The 26716-nt window shown below is 69.7% G+C and carries 27 protein-coding genes, 1 tRNA gene and 1 riboswitch; of the genes, 15 read left to right on the top strand and 13 right to left on the bottom strand.

The window, feature by feature from the left end; genetic code table 11:
* Positions 1-188: 188 nt before the first annotated feature.
* Positions 189-2387 carry a (Fe-S)-binding protein gene (locus RMN56_RS11220; protein ID WP_313723750.1) on the top strand — a complete coding sequence of 733 codons (2199 nt, stop codon included), beginning with the start codon at positions 189-191 and terminating at the stop codon, positions 2385-2387.
* 72 nt (positions 2388-2459) lie between these two features.
* Here the strand turns inward: RMN56_RS11220 and RMN56_RS11215 are convergent, their stop codons facing one another.
* Positions 2460-3137: a GOLPH3/VPS74 family protein gene (locus RMN56_RS11215; protein WP_313723749.1), complete on the bottom strand. Its 678-nt coding sequence runs from the start codon at positions 3135-3137 to the stop codon at positions 2460-2462.
* Between the two features lie 115 nt (positions 3138-3252).
* Between RMN56_RS11215 and RMN56_RS11210 the strand changes: the two genes are divergently transcribed.
* The 3 genes from RMN56_RS11210 to RMN56_RS11200 all read left to right on the top strand — a co-directional run bounded on the left by RMN56_RS11210 (position 3253) and on the right by RMN56_RS11200 (position 6738).
* Entirely contained in the window at positions 3253-4560 is a 1308-nt protein-coding gene (locus RMN56_RS11210; RefSeq protein WP_313724712.1) for a hemolysin family protein, read from the top strand.
* Positions 4553-5557, top strand: coding sequence for a hemolysin family protein (locus RMN56_RS11205; protein ID WP_313723748.1), 1005 nt, complete (start codon positions 4553-4555; stop codon positions 5555-5557). Before RMN56_RS11210 ends, RMN56_RS11205 begins: the two co-directional genes overlap by 8 nt.
* Before the next feature lie 170 nt (positions 5558-5727).
* A complete protein-coding gene (locus RMN56_RS11200; protein WP_376787291.1) occupies positions 5728-6738 on the top strand; it encodes a C40 family peptidase in 1011 nt (336 codons plus the stop codon).
* Between the two features lie 71 nt (positions 6739-6809).
* Here RMN56_RS11200 and RMN56_RS11195 read toward each other — a convergent pair whose 3' ends face one another.
* A complete protein-coding gene (locus RMN56_RS11195) occupies positions 6810-8816 on the bottom strand; it encodes an N-acetylmuramoyl-L-alanine amidase (protein ID WP_313723747.1) in 2007 nt (668 codons plus the stop codon).
* A 257-nt stretch (positions 8817-9073) separates the two neighbouring features.
* Positions 9074-9209: riboswitch (cyclic di-AMP (ydaO/yuaA leader) on the top strand.
* Between the two features lie 13 nt (positions 9210-9222).
* Here RMN56_RS11195 and RMN56_RS11190 point away from each other — a divergent pair.
* Positions 9223-10260, top strand: a complete 1038-nt coding sequence (locus tag RMN56_RS11190; RefSeq protein ID WP_313723746.1) for a C40 family peptidase — start codon at positions 9223-9225, stop codon at positions 10258-10260.
* A gap of 60 nt (positions 10261-10320) precedes the next feature.
* Here the strand turns inward: RMN56_RS11190 and dcd are convergent, their stop codons facing one another.
* The gene (gene dcd / locus RMN56_RS11185) at positions 10321-10899 is read right to left on the bottom strand and encodes a dCTP deaminase (protein ID WP_073826900.1); all 579 of its coding nucleotides are present in this window, start codon (positions 10897-10899) and stop codon (positions 10321-10323) included.
* 78 nt (positions 10900-10977) lie between these two features.
* Here dcd and RMN56_RS11180 point away from each other — a divergent pair, with 78 nt between their 5' ends.
* Positions 10978-11523: a pyridoxamine 5'-phosphate oxidase family protein gene (locus RMN56_RS11180; RefSeq protein ID WP_313723745.1), complete on the top strand. Its 546-nt coding sequence runs from the start codon at positions 10978-10980 to the stop codon at positions 11521-11523.
* A gap of 87 nt (positions 11524-11610) precedes the next feature.
* Here RMN56_RS11180 and RMN56_RS11175 read toward each other — a convergent pair whose 3' ends face one another.
* Positions 11611-12594 carry a zinc metalloprotease gene (locus tag RMN56_RS11175; RefSeq protein ID WP_313723744.1) on the bottom strand — a complete coding sequence of 328 codons (984 nt, stop codon included), beginning with the start codon at positions 12592-12594 and terminating at the stop codon, positions 11611-11613.
* A gap of 223 nt (positions 12595-12817) precedes the next feature.
* Here RMN56_RS11175 and RMN56_RS11170 point away from each other — a divergent pair.
* A tRNA-Gly gene (locus tag RMN56_RS11170) sits at positions 12818-12891 on the top strand.
* A gap of 89 nt (positions 12892-12980) precedes the next feature.
* Here the strand turns inward: RMN56_RS11170 and RMN56_RS11165 are convergent.
* Both RMN56_RS11165 and RMN56_RS11160 read right to left on the bottom strand, forming a co-directional pair.
* On the bottom strand, positions 12981-13196 hold the full coding sequence (locus RMN56_RS11165; RefSeq protein ID WP_313723743.1) for a hypothetical protein: 216 nt from the start codon (positions 13194-13196) through the stop codon (positions 12981-12983).
* A gap of 122 nt (positions 13197-13318) precedes the next feature.
* Positions 13319-13672, bottom strand: a complete 354-nt coding sequence (locus tag RMN56_RS11160) for a site-specific integrase (RefSeq protein WP_313723742.1) — start codon at positions 13670-13672, stop codon at positions 13319-13321.
* A gap of 153 nt (positions 13673-13825) precedes the next feature.
* Here RMN56_RS11160 and RMN56_RS11155 point away from each other — a divergent pair, with 153 nt between their 5' ends.
* The 3 genes from RMN56_RS11155 to RMN56_RS11145 all read left to right on the top strand — a co-directional run bounded on the left by RMN56_RS11155 (position 13826) and on the right by RMN56_RS11145 (position 16148).
* The gene (locus tag RMN56_RS11155; RefSeq protein ID WP_313723741.1) at positions 13826-13966 is read left to right on the top strand and encodes a hypothetical protein; all 141 of its coding nucleotides are present in this window, start codon (positions 13826-13828) and stop codon (positions 13964-13966) included.
* A gap of 298 nt (positions 13967-14264) precedes the next feature.
* A complete protein-coding gene (locus tag RMN56_RS11150; RefSeq protein WP_313723740.1) occupies positions 14265-15224 on the top strand; it encodes a hypothetical protein in 960 nt (319 codons plus the stop codon).
* 111 nt (positions 15225-15335) lie between these two features.
* Positions 15336-16148, top strand: coding sequence for a hypothetical protein (locus RMN56_RS11145; RefSeq protein ID WP_313723739.1), 813 nt, complete (start codon positions 15336-15338; stop codon positions 16146-16148).
* A 936-nt stretch (positions 16149-17084) separates the two neighbouring features.
* Here RMN56_RS11145 and RMN56_RS11140 read toward each other — a convergent pair.
* Positions 17085-17426 carry an SMI1/KNR4 family protein gene (locus tag RMN56_RS11140; RefSeq protein WP_313723738.1) on the bottom strand — a complete coding sequence of 114 codons (342 nt, stop codon included), beginning with the start codon at positions 17424-17426 and terminating at the stop codon, positions 17085-17087.
* A 970-nt stretch (positions 17427-18396) separates the two neighbouring features.
* On the opposite strand from RMN56_RS11140, the gene RMN56_RS11135 reads away from it, so the two are divergent.
* The 4 genes from RMN56_RS11135 to RMN56_RS11120 all read left to right on the top strand — a co-directional run bounded on the left by RMN56_RS11135 (position 18397) and on the right by RMN56_RS11120 (position 22347).
* Positions 18397-18792, top strand: a complete 396-nt coding sequence (locus RMN56_RS11135) for a nuclear transport factor 2 family protein (protein ID WP_313723737.1) — start codon at positions 18397-18399, stop codon at positions 18790-18792.
* Positions 18793-19294: 502 nt separating this feature from the next.
* Positions 19295-19804 (top strand): RNA polymerase sigma factor, encoded by a 510-nt coding sequence (locus RMN56_RS11130; RefSeq protein ID WP_313724711.1) that lies wholly within the window; start codon positions 19295-19297, stop codon positions 19802-19804.
* 17 nt (positions 19805-19821) lie between these two features.
* Entirely contained in the window at positions 19822-21096 is a 1275-nt protein-coding gene (locus RMN56_RS11125) for a hypothetical protein (RefSeq protein ID WP_313723736.1), read from the top strand.
* A gap of 318 nt (positions 21097-21414) precedes the next feature.
* Positions 21415-22347 carry a GNAT family N-acetyltransferase gene (locus tag RMN56_RS11120; protein WP_313723735.1) on the top strand — a complete coding sequence of 311 codons (933 nt, stop codon included), beginning with the start codon at positions 21415-21417 and terminating at the stop codon, positions 22345-22347.
* A gap of 56 nt (positions 22348-22403) precedes the next feature.
* Here RMN56_RS11120 and RMN56_RS11115 read toward each other — a convergent pair whose 3' ends face one another.
* Entirely contained in the window at positions 22404-23258 is an 855-nt protein-coding gene (locus tag RMN56_RS11115) for a sulfotransferase family protein (RefSeq protein WP_313723734.1), read from the bottom strand.
* 264 nt (positions 23259-23522) lie between these two features.
* Here RMN56_RS11115 and RMN56_RS11110 point away from each other — a divergent pair, with 264 nt between their 5' ends.
* Entirely contained in the window at positions 23523-24128 is a 606-nt protein-coding gene (locus tag RMN56_RS11110; protein ID WP_313723733.1) for a hypothetical protein, read from the top strand.
* A 27-nt stretch (positions 24129-24155) separates the two neighbouring features.
* Here RMN56_RS11110 and RMN56_RS11105 read toward each other — a convergent pair whose 3' ends face one another.
* From RMN56_RS11105 to RMN56_RS11085, 5 genes are all read right to left on the bottom strand, one after another.
* Positions 24156-24302: a hypothetical protein gene (locus RMN56_RS11105; RefSeq protein ID WP_313723732.1), complete on the bottom strand. Its 147-nt coding sequence runs from the start codon at positions 24300-24302 to the stop codon at positions 24156-24158.
* Between the two features lie 42 nt (positions 24303-24344).
* Positions 24345-24833, bottom strand: coding sequence for a GNAT family N-acetyltransferase (locus RMN56_RS11100; RefSeq protein ID WP_313723731.1), 489 nt, complete (start codon positions 24831-24833; stop codon positions 24345-24347).
* On the bottom strand, positions 24833-25831 hold the full coding sequence (locus RMN56_RS11095; protein WP_313723730.1) for an aldo/keto reductase: 999 nt from the start codon (positions 25829-25831) through the stop codon (positions 24833-24835). The genes RMN56_RS11100 and RMN56_RS11095 overlap by 1 nt, the downstream gene beginning before the upstream one ends.
* A gap of 67 nt (positions 25832-25898) precedes the next feature.
* On the bottom strand, positions 25899-26285 hold the full coding sequence (locus RMN56_RS11090; RefSeq protein WP_313723729.1) for a VOC family protein: 387 nt from the start codon (positions 26283-26285) through the stop codon (positions 25899-25901).
* Positions 26282-26638 (bottom strand): DUF1801 domain-containing protein, encoded by a 357-nt coding sequence (locus RMN56_RS11085; RefSeq protein WP_313723728.1) that lies wholly within the window; start codon positions 26636-26638, stop codon positions 26282-26284. The genes RMN56_RS11090 and RMN56_RS11085 overlap by 4 nt, the downstream gene beginning before the upstream one ends.
* Positions 26639-26716 lie beyond the last annotated feature (78 nt).

Below are 26716 nucleotides of genomic sequence, written 5' to 3'. Positions count from 1 at the left end.
CCGCCGGTTCTGCCGCCTCTGCCGCACCGGGCGTACGTCACGCCGGGACGCCCCTGACCGGCGCCCGGCGCCCGCTGCCCCTAAGGTGTCGGCAGGGCGGCGTGGCCGGTGCGAGATGACTCACGTTACTGCTGGGTAACCTTGCGCGTAGGCTGCACTGACAAGCAGCAGACCGGGAGGCCAACTCGATGGGCAGCGTCCAGATCGTCACCACGATCCTCGCGGCCGCCATCACCGCCGTGGCGGTGTGGCTTGCGGTGCGCGCGGTCATGAAGATGACGGCCGTCATCCGGCTCGGGCAGCCCGCGCCGGAGCGGTTCACCGACAAGGGCGCCCGCACGAAGAAGATGCTGGTGGAGACCGCCGGCCACACCCGCATGCTCAAGTGGAGCGTGGTGGGCGCGGCGCACTGGTTCGTGATGGTCGGCTTCATCGTGCTGTCGCTGCTGGTGCTCGAGGCGTACTTCGAGGTGGTCACCCCCGGCGGCGGGCTGCCGATCATCGGGCACTGGACGATCTTCGGACTGGCCACCGAGTGGATCGGGATCCTGGGCCTGGCCGGCATCCTCGTGCTGATGGGCATCCGGCTGCGCAACCGGCCCACCCGGCCGGGCGGCCGCTCCCGGTTCACCGGTTCGACCATGTGGCAGGGCTACTTCGTCGAGTGGGTCGTGCTGCTGGTCCTGATCTTCGGCTTCGTGATCCGCGGCTTCAAGGTCGCCACCGACCACTTCGAGTACCCGGTGTGGGCCACCCCGCTGAGCCACGCGGTCGGCGCCGCGCTCCCGGCCTGGACGGCCGGCGTCAGCGTCGCCGCCCTCATCAAGATCGCCATCTCGATGACCTGGCTCATCGTGATCTCGCTGAACGTCACCATGGGCGTCGCCTGGCACCGGTTCCTGGCGTTCCCCAACATCTTCTTCAAGCGCGAGCCCGCGAAGGCGGCCGGCTCCGGCCTGGGCGCGCTGCGCCCCATGATGAGCGACGGGAAGCCGCTCGACTTCGAGGAGGCCGACCCGGAGAAGGACCAGTTCGGCGTCGCCCAGGTCGAGCAGTTCACCTGGAAGGGCCTGCTGGACTTCAGCACCTGCACCGAGTGCGGCCGCTGCCAGTCGCAGTGCCCCGCCTGGAACACCGGCAAGCCGCTGTCGCCGAAGCTGCTCGTGCTGAGCCTCCGTGACCACGCGTACGCCAAGGCGCCCTATCTGCTGGCCGGCGGCGGCAAGGACCTGACCGGCGAGGAGAAGGCCACTGCCGCGCAGCTTGCCCACATGGACGTGCTGGCCCTGGCCGAGGCCGACCGCCCGCTGATCGGCACCGCCGAGGAGGGCGGGGTCATCGACCCGGACGTGCTCTGGTCCTGCACCACCTGCGGCGCCTGCGTCGAGCAGTGCCCGGTGGACATCGAGCACGTCGACCACATCGTCGACATGCGCCGCTACCAGGTGCTGATCGAGTCGAGCTTCCCGTCCGAGGCCGGCGTCATGCTCCGCAACCTGGAGAACAAGGGCAACCCGTGGGGCGCCCCGCAGAACACCCGGGAGGACTGGACCAAGGGCCTCGGCTTCGAGGTGCCGCGGGTCGGCGAGGTCGACGACTTCGAGTACCTGTTCTGGGTCGGCTGCGCCGGCGCGTTCGAGGACCGGGCCAAGAAGACCACCCGCGCGGTGGCCACCCTGCTCAACGAGGCCGGCGTCTCCTTCGCCATCCTCGGCGAGGGCGAGACGTGCTCCGGCGACCCGGCGCGACGGATCGGCAACGAGTTCGTCTTCCAGATGCTCGCCCAGCAGAACGTGGAGACGCTGAACGAGGCGTTCGAGGGCCGGGAGAAGAGCAAGCGGAAGATCGTCGCCACCTGCCCGCACTGCTTCAACACGCTGGGCAACGAGTACGGCCAGCTCGGTGGCGAGTTCGAGGTGGTGCACCACACCCAGCTGCTGGCCCACCTGGTGGCCGCCGGCAAGCTCACCCCGGTGCAGCCGGTCGACGGCGGCGTGACCTACCACGACCCCTGCTACCTGGGCCGGCACAACCGGGTCTTCGCCGCCCCGCGCGAGGTGCTCGGTGACGCGATCCAGGGCGAGCTGACCGAGATGCCGCGCAACAGCGAGCGCTCCTTCTGCTGCGGCGCCGGCGGCGCCCGGATGTGGATGGAGGAGAAGATCGGCAAGCGGATCAACGTGGACCGGGTCGAGGAGGCCATGTCCACCGGGGCGAAGACCATCGCGGTCGGCTGCCCGTTCTGCTCGACGATGCTCAACGACGGTGTCAACGGCAAGGGCGCCGGCGAGCAGGTCGAGGTCGTCGACGTGGCCAGCGTGCTGCTCCGCTCGGTCAAGCCGGACGCCCCGGCGGGCGAGAGGGAGACCGAGACGGTCGCCGGCTGAGGCGTACCCCCGGACGAGCCGAACGAAACACGACGGCGGCGGCACCCACGCGGGTGCCGCCGCCGTCGTCGGTCAGGAGACGGTCGTGGTCGCGATGGCGGCCGTGGCGGCGGCGGTGGTCGCCACCAGCACCGCGGCCTGCGTCTCCTCGATCGCCTTCTTGGTGGCGGCGGAGGCCCAGTCGCCCGCGGCGATCTCGGCCAGGCGGGCCTTGACCCGCTCCTTCGGCAGCTCGTGGAAGAGCTTCCGGTCCAGGCCGACGGCCCGGGTCAGGGTGAGCAGCGCGGCCGTCCGCGCGTCCACCGGACCGTCGGCGGCCAGCGCGGCCCGCATCCGCTCGCGGGCCGCCGTCTCCACCGCCGGCTCCGCGCCGGTGGGCGAGGGATAGCGGGTACGCGGGAACACCCACAGCACCCGGTCCGACTCCCGGCGCAGCGCCCCGGCGGCGACCAGGCCGTCGAGCACCCGGTCCGGCAGGCCCTTGGCCAGCCGGCTGATCCAGTCCTTCGGCTTGCGCGGCCGGTCCCCGGCGACGGCGGCGAGCGCCTGGTCCAGCAGGGGCACGCCGGTCGGGCGGGGATCGGTCACCGCCAGCCGGCCGCCGGTCACCTCGACCCGGCCAGCCAGGGCCAGCTCCAGCAGGACGGCCCCGGCGAGGCCGTAGTCCAGGTGCGGCCGGCCGAGCCGGTTGGCGCCGGCGTCGTCGTAGGCGAGCAGAACCAGTTCGTCGGTGAGCAGCAGGCGGTTCATGCGATCCACGCTACGTCCGATCCACCAGCCCGCCGGCCGGCCGGCCGCCGGCTCGTGCCCACCGCCGGCCCGTGGAACAATCGCGCTCATCGACGGCCTGCTGGTTACCACGCTGTTGCCCCTGGTCGGCTTCGTGCTGCTGACCGCCGGCAACGCGTTCTTCGTCGCGGCCGAGTTCGCCCTGGTCACCGTCGACCGGGCGGAGATCGACCGGCGCGCCGGCGAGGGCGACGGCCGGGCCACCACGGTACGGCGGGCGCTGCGCGAGCTGTCCTTCCAGCTCTCCGGCGCCCAGCTCGGCATCACCATCACCGCGCTGCTCACCGGCTACCTGGCCGAGCCGGCGCTGGCCCGCCTCTTCGCCCCGCTGCTGCGCCCGGTCGGCGGGGCGGAACGGTTCACCGGGCTGCTCGCCCTGGCGCTGGCCACCCTCATCTCGATGCTCTTCGGCGAGCTGGTGCCCAAGAACCTCGCGCTGGCCCGGCCGATGCCCACGGCGCTCGGCACCGCCGGGCCGATGCGGACCTTCTCCCGCACCTTCGGCTGGCTGATCCGGCTGCTCAACGACTCGGCCAACCGGCTGGTCCGGCGGCTCGGTGTGGAGCCGCAGGAGGAGCTGGCCAGCGCCCGCTCCCCGGAGGAGCTGGGGCTGCTCGCGGCCATCTCGGCCCGGGCCGGTGCGCTGCCGCCGGACACCGCCATGCTGCTGCGTCGCACCATCCGGTTCGGCGACAAGCGGGCCGCCGAGGCGATGACCCCGCGGGTCGACGTGATCGCGCTGCGGGCCACCGCGACGGTCGCCGAGCTGCTCGACCTGTCCCGGCAGACCGGCCGGACGCGGTTCCCGGTCTACGAGGAGACGCTGGACCTGGTCACCGGCGTGGCCGGGGTGCCGGACGCGCTCGGCGTGCCGCTGGCCAGCCGGGCCGCCACCACGGTCGCCGCGGTCGCCCGCGAACCGGTGTACGTCCCGGAGAGCCTCGACCTCGACGGGGTGCTGGCCGCGCTCAAGGACGCCGGCGCCGACCTGGCCATCGTGGTCGACGAGTACGGGGGCACGGACGGCGTGGTGACCGTGGAGGACCTGGTCGAGGAGCTGGTCGGCGAGATCGCCGACGAGTTCGACCCGGCCGTGGTGGACGATCCCGCGCCGGTCGAGCTGACCGTGCCGGGTGGCGAGCGCACCGTGCTGGTGGACGGCGTGCTGCGCTCCGACGAGTTGATCGAGCAGACCGGTTTCCGGCTGCCCGAAGGGCCGTACGAGACCCTGGCCGGCTTCCTGATGGCCCGGCTCGGGCACATCCCGGTGCCGGGTGAGACGGTCGAGGAGGCCGGGCACGAGTTCACCGTGGTGGAGGTCGACCGGCACCGGATCGAGCAGGTCCGGGTGGTCCGCCCCGAGGAGCCCGACGACGGTGAGTGAGCTGCTGGTGGCCCTGGCGCTGCTGCTCGGCAACGCCTTCTTCGTGGGCAGCGAGTTCGCCCTGATCGCCTCCCGCCGTACGGTGCTCGAACCGCTGGCGGCGACCTCGAAGCGGGCGCGGTGGGCGCTCTCGGCCATGAACCAGATCCCGCTGATGATCGCCGGGGCGCAGCTCGGCATCACGGTCTGCTCGCTGGGCCTCGGCGCGATCGCCGAGCCGGCGCTGGCCCACCTGCTGGAGGCGCCGTTCGAGGCGCTCGGCCTGCCCGCCTCGGCGGTGCACCCGGTGGCCTTCGTGATCGCCCTGGGCGTGGTGGTCTTCCTGCACACCGTGGTCGGCGAGATGGTGCCGAAGAACATCACCCTGGCCGGTCCGGAGCCGTCGGCGCTCTGGCTCGGCCCGGCCATGCTCGCCTTCTGCCTGGCCACCAAGCCGCTGCTGCTGGCCATGAAGTGGTCGGCCCGGCAGGTGCTGCGGCTGTGGCGGGTGGAGGCGACCGACGCCGTGAAGACGGTGTTCACCGCGGAGGAACTGGCCGGGCTGGTCTCGCAGGCGCGTACCGAGGGGTTGCTGGACGCCGAGGAGCACGCCCGGATCACCGGCGCGCTGGCCCTGCACAGCCGGACGGCCGCCGACGCCCTGCAACCCTGGTCGACGGTGACCACGGTGGCCGAGGACGTCTCACCGGCGTCGCTGGAGGTGCTGGCCACCCGCACCGGCCGGTCCCGCTTCCCGGTGGTGCAGCGGTCCACCCGCCGGGTGCTCGGATTCGTGCACGTGAAGGACGTGCTGGGCTACTCGGGCGCCACTCGCCGGGCGCCGGTGCCGGCCGACATCTACCGGCCGCTGGCCGTGGTGCCGCCCGACCGTACGCTGGCCGACCTGTTGCTCTCGATGCGCCGCGAGCGCCGGCACATGGTGCTGGTGAGCGACGGCCGTCGACCCCTCGGTGTGGTGACACTCGACGACGTATTGACGGCAATCGTTGGCAAGTGAACGAATACCCTTGGTGTGCAAGCGGTTGCGCAGACGTGATTGAACTGAACGTCGCCTTGATTCCACCCCCGTGCCTTCCCTAATGTGGGGCACCGACCGCTGCGGGTCGTCTGCCTCGATCTTCCCTCTCACGAGGCGCCCGGCGGTCGGTTGCAAAGGAGTCCGTGCCGGTGGCAACCATGCCCCCTGAACGTCACGCCCCGAGCCAGTCGCCCGGCCGTCCCGCCGGGTTCCACCGGGTGGTACGCCGTCTCCTCACCGTGGTCGCCGCCGTCGCGGTCGGCGCCGGGATGCTCGCGGCCCCGGCGCACGCGGCGCCGTCCGTGGACGAGATCGACGCGCAGATCGACAAGCAGTGGGAGAAGCTCGAACCCACGATCGAGCAGTACAACAAGGTCCGCTCCCAGCTCAAGGTCAACAAGAAGAAGTCCGCGGACCTGCAGAAGAAGATGGTGCCGCTGGAGCTGGAGTCGGCGCTCGCCATGAACAAGGTCGGCGACATCGCCGCCCGCTACTACATCCAGGGTCCGTCCCAGGAGATGGGCGCCCTGCTGGTGAGCACCCGGCCGGGCACCCTCGCCGAGCAGTTGGTCATCCTCGACCGGCTCGCCGACGACCAGCGCAAGCAGATCGCCGGCGTGCTCGCCGTCCGGGACAAGTACAACGCGCAGAAGCAGAAGCTGGACGCGCTGATCGCCACCGAGCTCAAGCAGGAGAAGGAGCTGGCGACCAAGAAGAAGCAGATCGACTCCGAGATCAAGCGGCTCACGGCCATGCTGCCGGTGACCTCGATCCGGCCGGCCGGCTGCCCGAAGATCGACGGCGTGGTCAGCAGCGCCGCGCGCACCGCGATCAGGACGGCGTGCGCGCAGGTCGGCGACCCGTACGTGTGGGGCGCCACCGGCCCGAACTCGTTCGACTGCTCCGGCCTCACCCAGTACGCCTACAAGGCGGCGGGCATCTCGCTCACCCACTTCACCGGTGCACAGTGGAACGAGGGCCGCAAGGTCTCCCGCTCCGAGGCCAGACCGGGTGACCTCGTCTTCTTCGGCAGCGACCTGCACCACGTCGGGCTCTACCTCGGCAACGGGGTGATGGTGCACGCGCCACGGACCGGCAAGCCGGTCCAGGTGTCGAGCATCAGCACCCAACCGCTCGCCGGCTTCGTCCGGGTCACCTGACCCGTCCCCGAGCCACGAGAAGGCCCCCGGTCCACCTGGACCGGGGGCCTTTCCGTCGAGCGTCGCCGCTGCTACCTGGGCGCGCCGATCGGGGACGGGAGGATCTGCACGTCGTCGAGGTTCGCGTACATGATCCGGTGGCCGAACTGGATCTGCACGTACTTGGTGTCGCCACGGACCACCGTCCGGTCGTCCGGAGCCGAACCGTCGAACGACACCGCCCGGTAGTACTCGCTCGGGAGGACGCCGCCGAGCGTGTACCGCTGGCCGGCCGAGAACGTGTACTGGAGCGGGGAGACACCCTGGAACGGGATGGTGGCCGGGTAGGCCTCCTTCTCCGGGTAGGCGCGGCCGTAGACCGGGATGGTGGTCTTCCCGGGCTTGGGCGTCACCACGAAGCCCGTCGACCACTTGGCGGTCGGCGCCGAGGCCGGGTTGTAGAACCAGGCCCTCTGGCCGAGGTACCAGATCGCCGTCCAGTCACCCTGCACGTCGGCCACCGCGTACGTCTGACCGGCCGAGGCGCGGGCGCCGTGGTCGGAGATGTACATGGTGTCCGGCGTGCCGTTCGGGCGCAGCCCGAGGTCGTTGACCAGCGGGGCGGTCGCGCTCGGCGCGGTGTGCAGGATCACCGCGGACGAGCCGCGCAGCGGACAGGGGGCGGCCGGCGGCACGGGGTCGGGGACGCCCGGCGGCTGCTGGTTGCAGCCGTAGAAGGCCGGCTGGTTGGCGGCGAAGTCCGGGTCGATGGTGACCAGGCCGGTGTGCGCGTTCCCGGTGGACCGGAACGGCGCCTTCATCAGGTCGAAGTAGTGCGACCAGTCCCAGTAGGGGCCCGGGTCCCAGTGCATCCCGGCCACGGTTCCGGCGACCGTGCCGGGGACGTTGTCGTGGCCGATGATGTGCTGCCGGTCCAGCGGGATCTGGAAGCGCAGCGCCAGGTGGCGGACCAGCTTGGCGGAGGCCCGGTACATCGCCTCGGTGTACCAGGTGCCGTGCCCGGCGAAGCCCTCGTGCTCGATGCCGATGGACTTGGCGTTGACGTACCAGTTGCCCGCCTGCCAGCCGACGTCCTTGGCCTTGATGTGCTGGGCGACGTAGCCGTCCACCGAGCGCAGCGTGTAGTGCCAGCCGAGGTAGGTCGGGTCCTTCACCAGGTTCACGCTCGGGCCGAAGTAGCCCTCGGTGTCGTGGATGACGATGTACTCGAGCTTCTGCTGTGCAGGCCGGTTGCCGATGTCGTGGTTGCCGTAGTCCCAGGTCTTGGTCTTGGGGATGTAATACTCCTCGTACGGCGCGGGGATCCACTCGCAGGCGAGCCGCACCGGGCACTCCAGGCCGTCCGGCCGCTCGGCCCGGCGCAGCCCGAGCCGGTGCAGCCCGGACTGGTCCGGCTTCACCGCGGTGGCGGCCAGGGTCACCCGCTGGCCGTCGTCGGTGGTCCGGGCCGCGCCCAGGCCGAGCTGGTCGTAGACCTCGTCGGCGAAGGCCGCCGCCGCGTCCTCGGTGTCCGCGCCGGAGTAGCGGGCCACCGCGCCGTACCAGGCCGCCGGGTCGGTGGCGGCGCCGACCGGCGAGCCCAACTGCTTCTGGTACGAGGCGAGCAGCGCCGCCCCGCCCCGGATGTTCGCGGCCGCGTCCGTGCGCAGCGTCTCCTCGGCGAGGCCGGTGAGCGCCGCGGCGGCGTCGAGCGTCTGCAGGGACGCCTGCGGCAGCACGTCCTCCGCAGGTGCGGCCGCGGTGGCCGGGTTGAGGGTGAGCGGCCGCGAGTCGTCGCCCCGCGGGTCCTCGTCCTCGCTGACGTGGCCGCTGGCCGGCGTCGCGAGGACGTGCTGGGCGTCGGTGAGGTGCATCGGGCCGTAGCCGCCGCTGGTGCTCGGCTGGCCCGGGTGGGTGTCCCAGCGCGACTCCAGGTACGAGACGCCGAGCAGGACGCTCTGCGGCACGCCGTACTCCGTCGCGGCGGCGGCGTACTGATCCTGGCGGTCGCTGGCGGGTTGGGCGGTGAGCGGTTGGGCTGCCACCGGGCCGGTCGCCACGAGTGCGGTGGCAGCCGCGACGGCTGCTGCCAGCAGCATCCGTCTGCCCGACGGCGGGGGTGAGAGGTGCATCGAACCTCCAGACAGGGATGGGGGTCACTGCGTCCTCACCCTCACCCCGCGCACCCTCCGGGTCAATACCTTTCCGCCAAGTAATCTCGTGTGAAGAAATCCTTCATTCCGGGCAGGTAGGCCGTACGGAGTGTCACGGCGTCCTGGGTTGCGGAACGATAACGACGCTCTCTACTCTGGTCAATCGTCGGCCGCGAGCTTCACCGTCCAACCCGGGTGGTGACGGTCCGACACCGCCGAGTCGCCTCCGGGCGAGCCGGGGACCCAGGTAACTGGGGTGAATCCGCAGTCACTGCGGTAGGGCGCCTCCCTTCCCGCCCGAACCCGTCAGCTAACCCGGTAGGCGGCCAGGAAGAAGGAGTACGGAAGCCCGGTGGCACACCATGCCCCGCGGCCACCGTCGGTCCGGTCGTTCGACCGATCGACGGCTGCGCCGCGTTCCCGCTGGTCCCGTTGCACCACCGCCCTCGCCGCCCTGGTCGGCGCGGCCGTCGTCCTGACCGGCGGCGCCACGGCGGCACACGCCGAACCGTCGGTCACCGAGATCGAGCGCCAGATCGACCAGGACTGGAACAAGCTCGAACCGGTCATCGAACAGGTCAACGCCACGCGCGAGCAGCTCGCCGCCAAGCGGAAGCAGGCCGCCGCGCTGGGCAAGCAGATCGCCCCGCTCCAGGCCCGGGTGGACGCCGCCCTCGGCCAGGTGGGTGGGCTCGCCGCCGACGCCTACAAGGGCGACAACAACCTCTCCACCGTCAACGCGCTGCTGGGCAGCCGGTCGCCGAGCGAGCTGGTCGACGGCCTCGCCCTGCTCGACCGGTTCGCGAACCGCCAGCAGGAGCAGGTGCGGACCGTCGCCGAGCTGCGCGACCAGCTCGCCGCCAAGAAGCAGCCGCTGGACGAGATGATCACCGAGCTGTCGCGCACCGAGGCCCAGCTCGCGGCCAAGAAGAAGCAGATCGACGCCGAGATCGTCAAGCTCCAGAAGCTGCGCCTCAAGGTCTACGGCAACGGCGGCGGCGGTCCGCTGCGCCCGGCGCCCTGCCCTGCCGGCTACCCCGGTGGCCCGGCCGGCGTCGCGGTCAAGTTCGCCTGCGCCCAGATCGGCAAGATCTACGTCTGGGGCGCCGCCGGCCCGGACCACTACGACTGCTCGGGCCTCACCATGGCGGCGTGGGCCAAGGCCGGCGTCTCGCTGCCGCACAACGCCCGGCAGCAGCACGACGTGACCAGGCGGGTGAGCCGGAGCGAGTTGCGCGCCGGTGACCTCGTCTTCTACTACAGCGACCTGCACCACGTCGGCATGTACGTCGGTGACGGCTGGGTGGTGCACGCCTCCCAGTCCGGCAAGCCGATCACGATGAAGCGCGTCGACGACGGCCAGATCAACAGCTACGGCCGCCCGGGCTGACCGGTCCGCAGGGGCTCCCGCGCCGCGGGGGCCCCTGCGCCGCTCCGGCCTGCCGGTCGGTCAGCGGGTCGGCCAGGTGCGCCAGCTCTGCCAGGAGCGGCTCGGGGTCGGGCCGCGCTGACCCTGGTAGCGCGAGCCGTACACCGCCGAGCCGTACGGGTGCTCGGCCGGCGAGGAGAGCCGGAAGATGCAGAGCTGGCCGATCTTCATGCCCGGCCAGAGCGTGATCGGCAGGTTCGCCACGTTGGACAGCTCCAGCGTGACGTGACCGGAGAAGCCCGGGTCGATGAAGCCGGCGGTCGAGTGGGTGAGCAGGCCGAGCCGGCCCAGCGAGCTCTTGCCCTCCAGGCGCCCGGCGAGCTGGTCGCCCAGCGAGATCACCTCCAGCGTGGAGGCGAGCACGAACTCCCCCGGGTGCAGCACGAACGGCTGGCCCTCGGGCACCTCCACCATCGAGGTGAGATCGTCCTGCTGCACGGACGGGTCGATGTGCGTGTAGAGATGGTTGTTGAAGACCCGGAACAACCGGTCCAGACGGACGTCGATGCTGGACGGCTGCACCAGCGTGGGCTCGAAGGGCTCCAGCGCGAGCGTGCCCGCCTTGATCTCGGAGACCAGGTCGCGGTCGGAGAGCAGCATCGGAACACCATAGCGACCGGTACGGGTGACCTGCGTGTCGGACTACATCTTCGTACACCTGTTCGATAGAATGTCCGCATGGCTTCCTGGTCCGAATTCGCCGCCGACGAGCCTCGACTCGCCGACGAGATCCGCCTCCTGTTGCAGCAGTACGGGCCGGGTTTCGGCTACCTCGCCACGGTCCGCGCCGACGGCGGCCCGCGCGTGCACCCGGTCTCCCCGGTCATCACCGACGACGGGCTCTGGTGCTTCGTCATCGACTCGCCCAAGCGTCGCGACCTCGAACGCGACGGCCGCTACGCGCTGCACTCCTTCCCGCCGGAGGAGAGCGACGACGAGGCCTACGTGGCCGGCCGGGCCATCCCGGTGACCGACCCGGCGACCGTCGCCCGGGTGGCCCGGATCGGCCGCGCCGCGCCGCAGGGCGACTGGCGGCTGTTCGAGTTCACCGTCGACGCGGCGATGCTGACCCGGCGCGACCAGGTGGCCAGCCCCGGCACCGGCCGGCCCGAGGTGCGCGTCTGGCTCGACCCGGGGGCCAACGCCCCGGCCCGGCGTGACCCGCTCGCCCCGGAAGGCCGGCGCGGCCGGCACGGCTTCGACACCCGCCGCTCGGCGGCCTGACCCCGTACCCGGTGGGTTCCGGCCCGAACAGAGGCGGCGCCGGCCCGTCCGAGGACGGGACCGGCGCCGGCGCGTGGTGCGCGGCGGTCAGGCCGCGCGGTAGGCGTTCCAGGCGGTCAGCATGCGGCTCGCCTGACCAGCGGTGAACTGGTACATGCACGAGTCGTAGGTGTAGTCCATGAAGTTGGTGATCGGGTCCTTGCCGGTGCCGGTGCAGGTGTCGCGACCGGTCGGGCACTCGTAGGCCGGCGAGGCCTCGGCCGGGGTGTCGGAGACGCTGTCACCCGAGCCGGAGCACCCACCCTGGAAGGTGTGGTAGAGGTTCAGCCAGTGGCCGATCTCGTGGGTGCCGGTGTCGCCCTGGTTGTAGTTGGTCGCGGTGCCACCCGGCAGCGACTCGCTCAGCACGACCACGCCGTCCATGCTGTTGAGCTTGCGCTGCGGGAAGGTGGCCCAGCCGAGCAGGTCGTCACTGAGCTCGCCCAGGTAGATGTTGAGCATGTTCTTGCCACCCTCGCGCAGCGAGGTCTTCATCGAGCGCTCGGCGGAGGAGCCCTCGACGATCGGGTACCAGGCGGCGTTGGTGACGTGGTGCACCTTGGTCAGCTGGAAGCTGAAGGCGGTGGCGGCGCCACCGGTACCACCGCTGTACGCCGTGTTCAACACGGCGATCTGCTGGGTCACCATCGAGTCCGGGATGTTGCCGCCGGCCCGGGTGCTGTCCCGCTGAATGACGTGGACGACGACGGGGATGGTCACCGTGGCCAGCGGGGTGGCCCCGGCGCCGGCGCGGAAGTTCGCCCGCTCACGCAGCGCCGCGGTGAGGTCGGCGTCGCGCTCGCGGACCTGCTTGGCGGTCAGCGCGTTCGGGTCCAGCTTGGCGTGTCCGCCCTTCTTGACCCGGGCGTCGGAGTGAACATCGGCCGGCTCGGCGCAGGAGCCGGACGGGGCGGCCGAGAAGGCCGAAGCTGCGGGGACGACGCCTACGGCGGCGGTGCTGAGCAGCAGCGCGAGGGTCGTCGACGCGACGCCGGCGGTACGCCGGGTCAGCAGGTTGGGACGAAGTCCCATGGGCCCACCTCTTTCTGCGGGCGCGACAGGGGGTATGTCACGCCCGGTCGGAGAACGTGGAGGAGACGTTACATCCGATCGACGGATTTGAGAACGACCATATGTTGCCGTGAGGAAACTTCTTCCTGGTAGCCCCGGAGCGTCGCGCTCGGTCGATGCGTCGGCGGCAGCGGGGGTACCTGGGTGCACGGAGGTGGTGACCTCCTGTACAGTGGTGCCGCCTGCGGGTGTAGTTCAATGGCAGAACATCAGCTTCCCAAGCTGACAGTGCGGGTTCGATTCCCGTCACCCGCTCCAGCGTGAAGGCCCTGGCCAGGATGACAGTCCCGGTCAGGGCCTTCGATGCTCCAAGGTCAAGGATCATGCGGCGTGCCATTGGCGTGCCATTAGCCCTGATCGCCGCTGGCTTCGTCCCGGTCGGCCGACCGCTTCTTGCCCTTCTTGCCGCCCTTCTCCTTGCCGCCGCCAGTCGTCTTCTTGGCCTTCTTCTGGTCCGCGCGCACCGCATCGTGCAGCGCCCGGGCAATGGCCCGATCGGCTTCCGTCGTAGCGTGCTGGTAGATCAGTGCGGCCTGCGTTGAGTCGTGTCCCATCCGGGCCATCAGGTCCCGGGTGCTCGCCCCGGTACGGGCCGCCAGCGGGTTGCCCGTGTGCCGCAGGTCGTGGAAGTGCAGGTCCGGCTGCCCGATCCGCGCAACGTTGGCCTTCCAGCTGATGAGTTTGTTCAGGTTGCCGCGTCAGATCGGGCGCCCGCTCTCCGTCGTGAACACGAACGCATCCGGTTGTCGTCGACCTCGGCGGCCAGGTGGTCGCGGACCACCTCGACGACAGCCGGCGGCAGACTGACCCTGCGGCGGCCGGCCCGGGACTTCGGCGGACCGAGCACCAAGCCGACCCCGCGCAGTTCGGTGTACGCCTGCCGTACCCGGATGGTGCCGGCTGCGGTGTCGATGTCCTGCCGTTGCAGCGCGGCGACCTCACCCCAGCGCAGGCAGTCGAAGGTGGTGACCAGGACCAGGGCGCGGTACCGGGGCGGCACGATCCCGGCCAGCCTGAAGACCTGGGCGAGTGTGAGCACCGGCCGCTCCGGTAGCAGATCGGTGAGCAACACTCGGGCCCAGCCGCGTCGCCGGTCATCAATCAACCGCCGCAGCCAAACACCACCGTCGACGGGCACCAGGCATACTTCACCCCCGGCGGTGATCCGGACTGGCTCGACGAGTCACTGATCGTGTACGACGTGCACGGGCTGACAGTCACGATCGATGCACACCATGTGACGGTCGATGAAAAGGGCACCAAGGGCCTGTTCCAGCAACTCGACCTCGCCGGTGCCACGCCGAACTGGCGCCCTGGGCTTGTGGCCGACTGACGCCCGCAGATCAACACGCTGGGCCCGGCGCAAGTAATCGGCCGTGTTGAAGCCCGAGCCGTCGGGCCGGGACGGGGCCAGGTCCTAAGTCCGGTAGGGCCTGGTCCGCCCGGTCCCCGGTCAAAGGAGGGTGAACGGTCAGCGCGACCTGCGTTTCTTACCCGCCATCCGGCGCCTAACCCTGTTTAGCACCCTCTCCGGTTCCGACGGGTTCCCCTTCGCGAAGATCAGGGCCTAGTCTTGCTTTCGCCCTCCGGTAGAGCCGGCCCCCGGCCAGACATTTGGAAGTCGCCCACTCATGCGACAACGCGTCACCATGCTCCTCGCCATCGTGGCGGTTCTCCTGGGCAGCGTCATGTTGGTGCCCGCTGCGTACGCTCGCTTCACTGGCGGGGACGCGCTCGCCCGCATCGGCGTTGTCGGCGACGGCGAGAAAGTTCCCGCCCCTGCCCCGAGCACGCCGCCCCCGCCGACCCTGGCTGCCGGCCCGGTGTCGGTGAATTTCACGGGCGAATTCTTCTCGTGGGCGTTGATGGATCGGAAGACCGGCGAAATCAGCGGCGCCAAGAACATGACGTCGACGAACTCCACCGAGTCGATGATTAAGGTCTGGTTTGCGTCTGACTATCTGCGGCGTCTCGGTGACAAGCCGCTGAACGCCGACCGGAAGAAGCAGATCGACACAGCAATCCGAGACAGCAACGACGACGCGGCCAACGCGCTCTACAAGGCAGACGGCTCCGCGGAATCGATCAAACGGATGGCCGATATCTGTGGGCTCACCGACACCAAGCCAGGCAACGTCGCGGGTTACATCGGCTGGTGGAGCTTTACTCGGATGTCCCCACGAGACGCGGTTCGACTCGGTGACTGCGTCGGGGACGGCAAGGCAGCCGGAAAGAAATGGACCAAGTTCGTGGTTGACGAGATGGCCAAGGTGCGCGGCAGTGTTGAGGACCAGCAGGAGCGCTCGGGCGGCGGCCACTGGGGCATCATCGACGGTCTGCCCGAATCGATCACCAGCCAGGGCCCGGTAAGTATTAAGAACGGCTGGACCAAACTCGCCTACGACGGCAACTGGCACGTCAACTGCCTGGCCCTCAGCGACAAGTGGAGTCTGGCGGTGATGATGCGCTACCCGGCCAAGAGCGGCCTCGAGTTCGGTGCCAAGGTTTGCGCCAGTGTGGCCACCCAGTTGGTGACCCCGCAGCCGGGCGCCGCCCTGAAAGTGCCGCAGCAGCCGATCGGGAAGCTCTGACCTTAAGAGCACCTTAAGAGCACGATTGTCGAGTCCCACCTGATGCTTGACGAATCCGTCCCAGGACATGCTTGACGCCTAGATCTCGTTACCCCCGTAGAGTTCGGCCCCATGGGTTGGTTCGGGACGCTGCTGTTGGCAAGGCCGACTACCGCCACGCTTCCGATGCAGCCGCGGGTGCGGGAGGCGTTCGGCTCTCACTTCGCCACGCCAAACCCATGGGGCAACAAGGTTGGGCTCTACGACCTGGGCCAGGGCTGGCAGCGAGTGGGCGTCAGGCCCTTCGCCACCGAGCAGTTGCGGCTGTCCGCGGGGGTGGACGACCTCATGGCGGCCACGGCGGCGCCAGCTGTTGCGGCATACGTTTCCAACAGCTCCTGCGCCCATCTGGAGGGCCGGACTCCGGCGGGACGCAGCTTCTCGCTGCACCTGCCCAACAACGATGAGCCGTGCGGCTACCAGCACGTGGAGGGTAGGCCCAGGCGGGTCGACCCGGACCTCGCGGTGCATGCGTTGCGTACCTGGGCGGTCGAAGCAGGCCGGACGCCTTCGATAGAGGCCATCACAGCCATCATTGGCAGCGATCAGGACAACCTGCCGGTGATGGAGGATGCCGTATTGGCTTTGTCCGCGGCTCTGGGTTTCCCATCAGGCGCTGAGATCCTGCCCGTCATCAACCCCGATGACCCGGCGTTCGACGACTACCAACGAGTGATTCGTATGGCCGACATCAGGGCTGCGCGCGAGAAGTACATGGCGAGCAGAGGCTGGCCGCTTGACGATGACGAGAAGGCGACTGCGGAGGACCACGACTACCTGCGCTTCCGCGACCTGCTGTGGAGTTCGGTCTACGGCGGAGGAGCAACCCGCGACGAACTCGTCGCGCAGCACGACCAGTTGGCCGCTCGATGGAAGAAGCAGTGACAGTCGCTCGGCCCTGGCAACCCCTCCGGAGGAGACTGCATCCCTCACCGCACCCGCGCCGAAATCCGATCACGTAAAGCATCTGGTGGGACGCCGGTGTAAAGCATCAGCCGGGACACGACACCTTAAGAGCACGATGGGTTGCCGAATTGCGCTCTATCAGATCAAGGCGGCCCGCAAAGCGGGCCGCGCCGGCCCGGCCCCGGCCTGCTCGCGACCTCCGGCCGGCATCGGCCGGGCCGGCCGGCCACGCTTGGGGACGACTAGGAGCTAGGAGACCTCGGGGCTCCGCCCCGAACCCCGGCCCTCCTCAGAGATCAGCCGCGGATCCCCTCGCCGGGCACCACAAGGGCTACCAGGCTCCCCGGACGGGGCCAAGGTCGTTCGGCTGGTGAGGCGCTCCACCTTGTCCCCGTCCGGGGAGCCTGGCCGGTCTGGCGACTGCCCGACGAGGAGATCCGCTCAACAGCACCAACCCTAGGCGTTGAGGCGATCTGACACCTCGCCCGCTGCCTCGTCCAGCCAACGGCGATACCAGCGGGCGAATCCGAGCGGCGCTCCGTTGTCGTCGAGGAGCGGCCGGAATCCGCCCATGCCAGCTGTGTCGTCAGCCCACATTTGGCCCCGAGCCGTGCCGCTGACTACCAGAGCCTCCCGGTACGCGCAGCCGAGGTGACACAAGTACAGCAGCCCGGTCGAATGCTCCGGCTGGAAGACAAGTTCGTCGTGCTGCTCCCAGTACGCGTCCTCAGCCTCGTTGAACTCTTCCTCCGAGTCGTAATCCGCCTCTCCGGGACGAGGCGGCAGAGCATCGGCCGGATTGAATGCCTCGACGTGAGCAAAGGGCTGATCCTAGCGTGTCCAGGACGGTGAGATCAGCGCCGTCACCCTCCCACTGCCAGCGTCCGTTCACGGCGGCGCATAGGAAAGAGGGCCCTACGCCGGCCCTACGCCACCTCGCCCCACCTCCAGCAAGAAGGAGCGGTACTCGTTGGGCAGTCGCACGCGCCACTGTGCCTCTGCCTCGGCCAGGTCGTCAGCGCTCAGCGGCGGCTCAAGCTTCCAACCATGGCTCTCGGAACCGAACACCGCATCGACACCGGGGGCAGCCGCGAGCCGGTCAAGCTGCTCGCGTACATCCGACCAATCGGAGCGTGTCACGGCGGGGACGATACAAGCCCCAACGCCATCCATCCACTGCTCTGCCGGCTGGGTATCGCACCGGCCGAAGGTACGGATCAGAAGGTGGCTGTACAGGCAGACGGTCGCGGCGAGCACCCGGCGTGCCATTAGCGTGCCACTGGGCGAGGACAACAGGGGCCTGCCGAGGCCGCGCGAGACTGCCGAGACCAGGCCGCCAAGCCCGTGGCCTACCCGAGATCGACAATTCCCAAGCTGACAGTGCGGGTTCGATTCCCGTCACCCGCTCCACCGTGAGGCCCCAGCTCAGGACAGGTTTCCTGGCTGGGGCCTCGGTCGTTGCTACCACTTCTTGCGCTGGCCGCGCCCGCTACGTACCCGATCCCCTGCTCTGCTTGATCTGTGAGCTGAGCGCGTCGGCGATGTGCTCGTCGCGCTCACGGGCGGTGTGCTGGTAGGTCATCGCCGCCCGGGTCAAGGCGGCCCGACAAGCGGGCCGCGCGCGCAGCCGCCTGGGCGCGCGCCGGCGGCCCGTTGGCGGGTTACGGCCCATGGGTGGTTGCGGTAGGCCATCCCGCCTGCCATTGACCCGGGCTAGCCGAGCAGACCACCGCCGACCCGCCAGCGTCCGTACGAGCCGTCAAGGTCCGCTTGACGTGGCGGGCCGCCGCTGCCTGAAGCGCTACATCGTCCGCGACGTCTACACCGCCCTACGCGCCGACTTCGCCGCCCTCACCCCTTGACCTCAATAGGAGTGCCCTATGTCAACCCGAGACGGTGTTGGCGGGTGCGGTGCAGGTCGGGCTGGAAGGCTGTGTGGTCATGCACCTGCGACGCCCAGTCGATCCCCGCCACTGACCCGCTGTTCACGACAATCCTGCTTCCACTCGTCCCGAGGGGTTGGGTTCCCGGTAGCAGCGTTGGTGCTGGTCGCTCACTGCACGGCGCTCGAAGCGCATGGCCCTATCGCCAGTCTCAACGCCGGGCCGCCGAGCCCTGCCTCACTCCTATTGGCCCTCGGAGGGCAAGCATCAGTAGCAGTGACTCGGCGGCAACCGGGCCTTGCACCGACAGCCTGACAGCAGCCGGCATGGACCAGGGTGGATCAGTGAGCATCGGGATGGCTGATGATGTCGTGGGGTGGGGGCATAGTCACTTTGTGGATCAAGGACGCCAGATCGCAGAGCGTATGTACGAAGCCTTCAACCGTCGGGACGCGGTGGCCGCCAAAGACATCTTCGCCAGCAGCTTCTACAGCCATCCGTTGAAGGCCAGCGGTTGGGAGTGCGTGCAAAGGGCCTGGCAGCGTATGTGGGACCAGCATCCCGCCCTGAAGGTAACCCTCAAGGACCTAGTCGCGGACGGCCAACGCGTGGCAACTCGGACCGAGATGGTCGGCTTCGCCGATGGCTCGGCGGCAACAATGCTGGAGATGTTCGCCATCGAGAACGATCGCATCGTTGAGCTATGGGGCCTTTCAGCCAAGCCGCAGACGAAGTCTTGAGGTCGGCGTGCCCGAACCGTGCCCCGACGCAGGGGTCAGCAAGGGCCAGCGGCGGGCTCCGGGTAGGCCAGGGCCTTCGACGTTCCAAGGCCAAGGATCATGCGGCGTGCCGCAGCGTCTCGGCGATGGCCCCATCCGCCTCCGCTGTTGCGTGCTGGTAGATCATCGTCTGCGGCGAGTCGTGTCCCATCCGCGCCATCAGGTCGCGGGTGCTCGCCCCGCTCTGGGCGGCGAGGGTGTTTCCAGAGCGCGCCGGGGTTGTCGTCGACTTTGGCCGCCAGGTGGCACCCACAACCTCGACCACCGCCGACGGCTGACGAGCCGGGTCGCCCACTCGGCGGGGATTGCTTGACACGCTGTCGGTTTCGGTCGTTGCCCATCCTGCCGCCCGAGCCCCAGGGCGACACCGGAAAAGATTTACGCAACCGACGGGAGTGCCCGCACGTGTTCGTGCTGCCCGCCCACGAGGGTGGCACCACGGGAGGAAGGAAACGTGACCGCAGTGATGACCGCAGCCGCGGCCGCACCTCGAGTGTCGAGGAAAGACGACCAGCGCGATTTCGACGAATTCTATGCGGCGAAGTTCGACGTCCTCCGGTCGCAGCTCTACGCGTACCTGGGTGACCGAGCAGAGGCACAGGACCTGGTCCAGGAGGCGTTCTGCCGCGCTTACACCAGGTGGGCCAGGATCAGAAAATACGAAGACCCCTATGCCTGGGTGCGTCGGGTCGCGTGGAATCTGGCCACCAGCAGGCTCCGGCGACAGAAGACGTCCGCGATGTTCCTGCGCCGTCAGCGCGAAGAACATCACGACGGCCCGTCACCAGATCGTGTGGCGCTGGTCGCGGCCTTGTCCAAGATACCGCCGAAGCTTCGCAAGGCCGTCGTCCTTCACTACCTGGGCCAGTTGTCCGTCGCGGAAATCGCTCTGCAGGAAGGCGTGGCCGAGGGCACCGTAAAAAGTTGGCTCAGTCGCGGGAGAACCGCCCTCGCTGAGCACCTCCAGGGATGACCGGAAAGGAAACTCTCATGTCTGAGAACTTCGACAACCTCCTCGACAACGCGCTCGCCGAATTCGATGCGGTGGAGCGCTCCTCCTACCTGCCGGCGCCGGGTGCCCCCGCGGTCCGCCACAAGGTGGCGGTCCGGCGGAGAGTCCGCCTCGCGGCATTCAGCGTGGCCGGTGCAATGCTGGTCGCCGTACCGATCGCTGCCTACGCCGCCAACCCACGGGGTAACAACTCGCCACCAAATGTGGTCGGATCCGCCAGCCCTGTCGAACCGGCGAGTCCGACTCCCTCGGTCGGCCCGTCGTCGGCTTCGCCGTCGTCGACTCCAGCGTCGTCGGCTCCGACGGCGGCCGATCTGCGCAATGCCACCCTCAAGCTCCCGGCGTTTCCCGGCTTGGAAGACGGGTGCAAGGCGAAGGGGACGAGGAAGTTTGTCAACGGTACGACGAAGCCCGCGGATGGCGTGAAACTGGTCATCGGGGAGTTGGCTCCGATCGTGGCCGACCTCGATGGCGTGCCAGGCGACGAGCAACTCACCACCATCCGATGCCAGAACGATGGCTCGGTGAACGTCACCCAGCTGCTGGCGCTGAAGGTCGCCTCGAACGGTGCACTGACACCGTTGGGATACGTGATCAACTCGGCGGACACCCCCAACGTGGCCGCGACGTTCTCCCACGAGGCCGTCACGGTCGCTAACGGCGTCGTTCGGCTCGCCGTCTATGGCCCGTACCAGACCAACGGGTGGCCGGCCTGTGACCGACAGGTGCGGGGCTACGCGTTCCGGAATGGTGTCTTCCGTCAGGTGAGCGGTCCGACCACCTTCCGGGTACCGTCCAAGAACTTCCACGAGGTCGACTTCCGCAACACCGGCCTCCTCATGGGCCGCGGGAATCCCGACGGGTCCGGTCGGGTCTACTGCGTACCGATGGTGAATGGCGTCGGCGAAGCCGACCTGGACAACGGCGACGACAAGGGCACGACCCGCTACACCGTCACTATCGGCGGCGTTTCCTTCGTCGACGCCAGCGACGGCGAAGCGACGTTCGCCATCCTCACGCTGCGGTCCCCCAGGGGCGAGATGTCGCAGACCCTGCAATCCTTCCAGCAGGATGGGGACTACCCGCTCGGCTGGGAGGTTCTCCGGTCGGGCACCAACGGAGTCACCCGCATCGAGAAGGCGGAAGTCAGCGGGAGCACCGTGCAGGTGACCGTCACGACCACAAGCGGAAAGCAGGTGTGGTCGTACCGTCCCTCCGCCACAAATCAGGGCTGGCAACGACTCGGCTCATAGCTGCTCCAGGAAGCGCCGGGCCCGCCCGAGCAGGGCGGGCCCGGCGGCAACGCCTCCGAGTGCCTTGCCGAATCAGGTGCCGGAGCGGCGCTTGACGACCTCGTCGACGCCGTCGGACCGCGCGCTCACCGCTGCTCACACAGCTCATCGACCGGGCGATCCTTCCTTCGCCCCGAAGCGGCCGCCGTGCCCGCTGCGTGCCCGGCGCAGCGGTCACCACCAGTCAACATTGGGTGCGCCCGACCGCGGCGAGCTGACCGCTTGTTCAGGTTGCCACGGCCTGCGAATCAGGGTGCGGAGCTGCACTAGTCTCTGCAGGTGATCTTCTACCGCGCTGCCGCCCCCGCAGAACTCGACCGCGTGACCTCGTGGATCGTGACCGAGCCCGTCGGGTGGATCAGCGCCGACCGTTACCTGGCCGAACTGGCCGACGACATGTACCGGGCGGAATGGACTTGGATCGCCGAGCGCGACGGCCAGGTCGTGGGACGGGCGTTGTGGTGGGGGCCGAAGGGCAGCGCACATCCGGTCGCGCTCGACTGCCTCGACGTCAATCCTGCCGTGGGCGACCGTGCCACCGTCGCCGCCGAACTGATCAGGGCCGCGCTGGCCGGGTTCCCGGAGCCGGTGCAGTACGCGATCAAGGTCGCCGGTGGCTGGCGCGACGATCCGGCCACCTCGGCGGCCGTGGAGTGGCGGCGGGCGGCGGCGCACGCGGCGGGCCTCACGCGGGAGGTGGAGCGGCTGCAGTTCGAGTGGGCACCCGCCGACGGGGTGCCCCCCGCGGCCAGCCGGCTGCGGTTCGCCGAGGCCTCCGACGAGGAGTTCCTCGCGGTGTTCAGGAGAATCGCCGAGGGCAGCCTGGACGCCCAGACCCGTGCGAACCTGGCCGCCAAGGGCGTGGACGCGACCGCGCGCGAAGAAATGGACTTCTATCTCGGTGCGCCGGGCAAGCGGGAGTGGTGGCGGATCGCCTACACGCGCGAGGGCGAGGTGGCGGGCATGGGGATTCCCTCCGCAACCCCGTACAACGTGAACGTCGGCTATCTCGGGGTGGTGCCGGAGTTCCGCGGGCGCGGCTACGTGGACGAGGTGCTCGCCGAGATCACCCGCCTTCACGCGGCCAACGGGGAGTCGCGCATCACCGCCACCACCGACATGGGCAACGCGCCGATGGCAGCAGCTTTCGGTCGCGCCGGATACCGCAACACGGAGATCCGTATCAATCTTTCCAACGACGTCCAGCCCTAGACGAGTACAGGGCCGGCGCCGACACTGCAACGGTCGTCAAGGTGGAGCGGGAGCCGTCACTCATATCCCATGGCCGGGATGACCTTGCCGAGTGCTTCTTCGATGAACTCGCGGGTTTCGTCGTCGAACTGATCGTTGCGGTACGCCAGCTTGTGCGACTGGAACGTTGAAACGGTGGCGAAGTCGTCGACGCCGAGCCGTTCGAACAGGGCGCGGCGCTGCCCGGGCCAGTCGGCCGCGAGATCTTCCGCTTTCACCTCGATGTATCGCCTGTCCGTCAGGTCGACCGTGTTCCTCCAGGTGAGCCATCGGTGGTAGACCGGCTTGAGGTAGGCGAGCGCACCGTCGACGGTGGGCGGCGCCCATGGCTGGGCCAGGTGGGACGCGAGCACTGAGACCGGGTGACGCTTGATGTGCACGATGGTCGCTTCGGGGACCAGTTCCCAGAGGAACTCCATGCACAGCAGGTTGAACGGTGTCTTCTCGCACCAGGTCGGCTTGCCCGCGTCGGCGGCTGCTCCGCCGAACAGGGTGTCGATCAGGCCCCGCAGGATTCCGAGCAGTTCGGCCCGGTCGCTGAAATACCTGGGAAGTACCCGCCGGCGGCTCAGCGGCGCGAACGGCCCGGCGGGCCGGTCGGCGTTCCCGAAGCCCTCCGCGGGCGCGGGTTCGTCGTACGTGTACGCGATCAACTGCGGCCAGAGCCGTTGCACCGCGTCCCGGTAGCGCCGCTCGCCGACCAGCTCGGGAACGGTCTTGCCGCGATCGTCGCGCCGGCCGGGTACTCGTACGGTGAGGAAGTCGCTCAGCCGTTGCAGGGCGTCCTCACCGACGGTGGGGTCGTATCGATAGGTGAGCGCGTCGGCCAGGTCCCGCAGGCCACCCGGGTCGACGAGGAACTTGGTCTCCATGGGAATCCGATGGATCAGCGGATGTTCGCCGATGATGTCGGCGATCCGTGACGTTCCCGAACGACCCGTTCCCGCAACAAAGATCGGTGAGGGGGAAGGCATGGCGAGCAGTCAAACTCTCATTGCGGCGCCTGTGCAAGCCATTTATCCCTTTCACCCACTGCTGTCGCCGTCGCCGCTGCGCCTCCCGGCCGCGTTCCTGGCCTTGGAGACGACCGGATGGCGGAGTGTCGCCGGTGGTCTGTCGACGCGATGATGAGCCGCATGGGGTTTGGTTTCAAGACCACGTGGCTCGCCGTGCGGGAGCGGAGCCCGGAGGAGGTCGCCGACGTGCTGCGGTTGGCCGACCGCGAGCGTCTCTCCTGGGACGAGGGCGTCGACCGCGCGTACGTCTCCGGCGTGTTCGTGGCCGGTCCCGTGGACGGGTGGACCCTGGCGCACGGCCGACGCGATCTCACGCCGCTCGACTACAGCGCCGCCGATCCGCGGTTCCCCGAGTCGTTGGCGGCCCTGAGCGTGCGGCTGGGTGAGGTCCAGTTCTTCGTCAACGAGCGGGGATGGTCCTCTCACGGGTGGGCGCACGCGGTCGACGGGGTGGTCCTGCGGGTGTTCGCCACCTTTGACGGCAACGTCCCGCTGTTCATCGGTGACGTCACGCCGGCCGAGCGCGAGGTCGGCAAGGGCCTCCGGGGCTGGGGGGACAACTGGCGGGACTGGCAGGAGGAGGACTGGGACGCCTGGTACGAGTCGGCGCCCAACGAACACGACGTGCTCGAGCTGGCGGCCCGGTGGAGCCTCAACCCGATGCTGGTCGACGGCGCACAGGTCGGCGACGCAGGGATCTACGGGATGCCGGTGCGGCGGCGCTGACCGGCGGGACGATGACGGAGTGCGGGGTCAGCCGCCGAAGCGACGCCAGGCGTCGTCGGCAACCGCGATGACGCTGTCGCAGGCTGCGGACCCGACGACGTAGAGGCCGCACACGTACCCGGGCAGCGCCTGGTCCACCGCGTGCAGATAGCGCCGAGTCAGCTCCTCGATCACCCCGGTGACGGTAGCCGCCGACGCCAGACCGGGCAGGCCTGGTCAGCTCGTGAGGTCGAGGACGTGCCGGAGGGAGGGCTTGCCGTGGAGCAGGACCTCCTCGACCGGCACGAACCCGGTCCGCCGGAGCACCGCCAGGGAGGCCGGGTTCGCCAGCGCCGCCGAGGCGACCAGCCGGCGCAGCCCGTACTCGTCGCGGGCCAGCGCGCAGACCCGGCGGACACCCTCCTGGGCCAGGCCGCGTCCGCTGGCCCGCTCGGCCATCCGGTAGCCCAGCTCGGCGCCGCCGTCGGCGACGTCGACCAGGTTGAACCGGCCCAGCACCGTGCCGTCCTCGCCGTCGACGAGCACGTGAAAGTGGCACTCCCCGGCGTCCTGCTCCGCCAGCAGCCCCGCGAGCCGGTCGTCGAACTCGGCGAAGTAGTCGTCGCCGCGGTCCGCCACGAACCGGGCGAAGTACGCCCGGTTCACCTGCTCGAAGCGGAGCAGGGCCGGAGCGTGGCGGACGGCGAGCCGTTCGAGTGCGGGCATCAGGCGACGCTAGCAACCCGCAGGTCGGCCAGCAGCTCCTCCACGGCGGCGAACTCGTCCGGCCGCAGCGGGCCCTGGGCGAGCGCGGCAGCGTTCTGCTCGACCTGGGCGACGGTGCGGAAACCGGGGATCGGGACGGTGGCCCCGCTGCGGGCCCAGAGCCAGGCCAGCGCGCCCTGCGTCGGCGTACGACCGCCGGTGGCGAACACCTCCCGCAGCACCTCCACCCGGGCCAGCCACTCGGGCGCCCCGGCGCCGTCACGGAAGTACGTCATCCAGTCGTAGCTCTGCGAGCGGACGTCGTCCCGGGGCACCGTGCGGCCGTCGGCGTACTTGCCGCTGAGCAGGCCCATGGCGAGCGGCCCCCGGTTGATGCTGGCCAGGCCGGCCCGTTCGCACAGCTCGATCATCGCGGGCCGGTCGGCCAGCACCGACATGTCATGCTGCACGGCCGTGCAGTGCGGGCCCGCGTCGGCGAAGGCCGCGGCGCGTTCCGGGTCGTCGGTGCTCCAGCCGTACGCCCGGATCTTGCCGGCGGTGACCAGGTCCTCCAGCGGGGCGACGAGGTCCAAAGCCTCGGCGACCGGCAGGTCGCCGAGATGGAGCTGGTAGAGGTCGACGTGGTCGGTCCCCAGCCGCCGCAGCGAGCCGTCCAGACAACTGCGCAGGTACGCGACGCTGCTGTCCGTGCCGAGCGCCTCCCGGGTCCGCTCGTCGAACGTGAACCCCCACTTCGTGGCGATCACCACCCGGTCCCGGTCGGCGCCGAGCGCCCTGCCGAGCACCACCTCGCTGTGCCCGGCGCCGTAGCTGCTCGCCGTGTCGAAGAAGGTGACGCCGAGTTCGAGGGCTTGGCGAACGGACCGGGTCGACTCGTCGTCGTCGACCCGGCCCCAGCCGTACTGGTTGGTGCCACCGGCGTACGGGCCGCCGATCGCCCAGCAGCCCATGCCCAGCGCGCTGACCTCGATGCCGCTCCGCCCCAACGTGCGCTTCATGATCCGCTCCCCGGTCCGCGTCGTGCTTCTGCCGGTTGTCACTCTGCGGCTTCGAGCGAACTGGAAGTCAAGACCCCGGATACCAGCGCAGCTCGACGGTGTTGCCGTCCGGGTCGCGGACGTAGATCGAGGTGGCCGTGCCCCGCGCGCCGAAGCGCGGCACCGGCCCGGTCAGCACCGTGAACACGCCGGAGTCGACCACCTCGGTCCAGTCGAGCGGCTCGACCACCAGGCAGAAGTGGTCCACGTTCGACCCGTCCGGTTCGCCACGGACCAGGTCGATGATGGTGTCGGCGTTGACGCGTACCGACGGGAAGGGCACCTCGCCGGCCCGCCAGCGGTCGACGCGCACCGGCGCCAGGCCGAGGGTGCCGCAGTAGAACTGCAGGGACCGTTCGACGTCGGTGACGGCGAGGACCAGGTGGTCGAAGCCGGTCACCCGCACGGCGCTCACCGGGTCTCCAGCGCGTACGCGCCGCGCAGCCAGCCGGTGAACAGCTCCGGGTCGATCTCGTCGACGGCGCGCAGCTTGATCGACGCCATCCGGCGCGCGCCCGGGACGAGCCGCCCGGAGCCGTCCGCGACGTCCTGCCCCCGCCACAGCCCGAAGGTGACGTACGCCGGGTACGCCTTGACCAGGCAGACCGGGGTCTTGCCGGGCCGGTCGCCGAGCCCCCAGACGGGGTGGCCGTGCCACATGGCGCCGGTGGCCTCCGGCAGCGCGGCCTCGATGACGGAACGCAGCTTCTCGCCGGTCTCGCGCAGCGGCGCGTCGAGGCCGGTCAGGTAGGTGGTGACGGGATCCATGAGTGGTCCTCCTGGGTGTGTCGGGAACACCGTCAACCCTCGTCCGCGGCGCCATCCGGACCAAGACGCGATCGGGCT

The organism is Micromonospora halotolerans (genome assembly GCF_032108445.1).
In the GTDB taxonomy this organism is placed as follows: Bacteria; Actinomycetota; Actinomycetes; order Mycobacteriales; family Micromonosporaceae; genus Micromonospora; species Micromonospora halotolerans.
The sequence above is the reverse complement of the archived record's forward strand: the minus strand, read 5'-3'. Positions and strand labels throughout refer to the sequence as shown.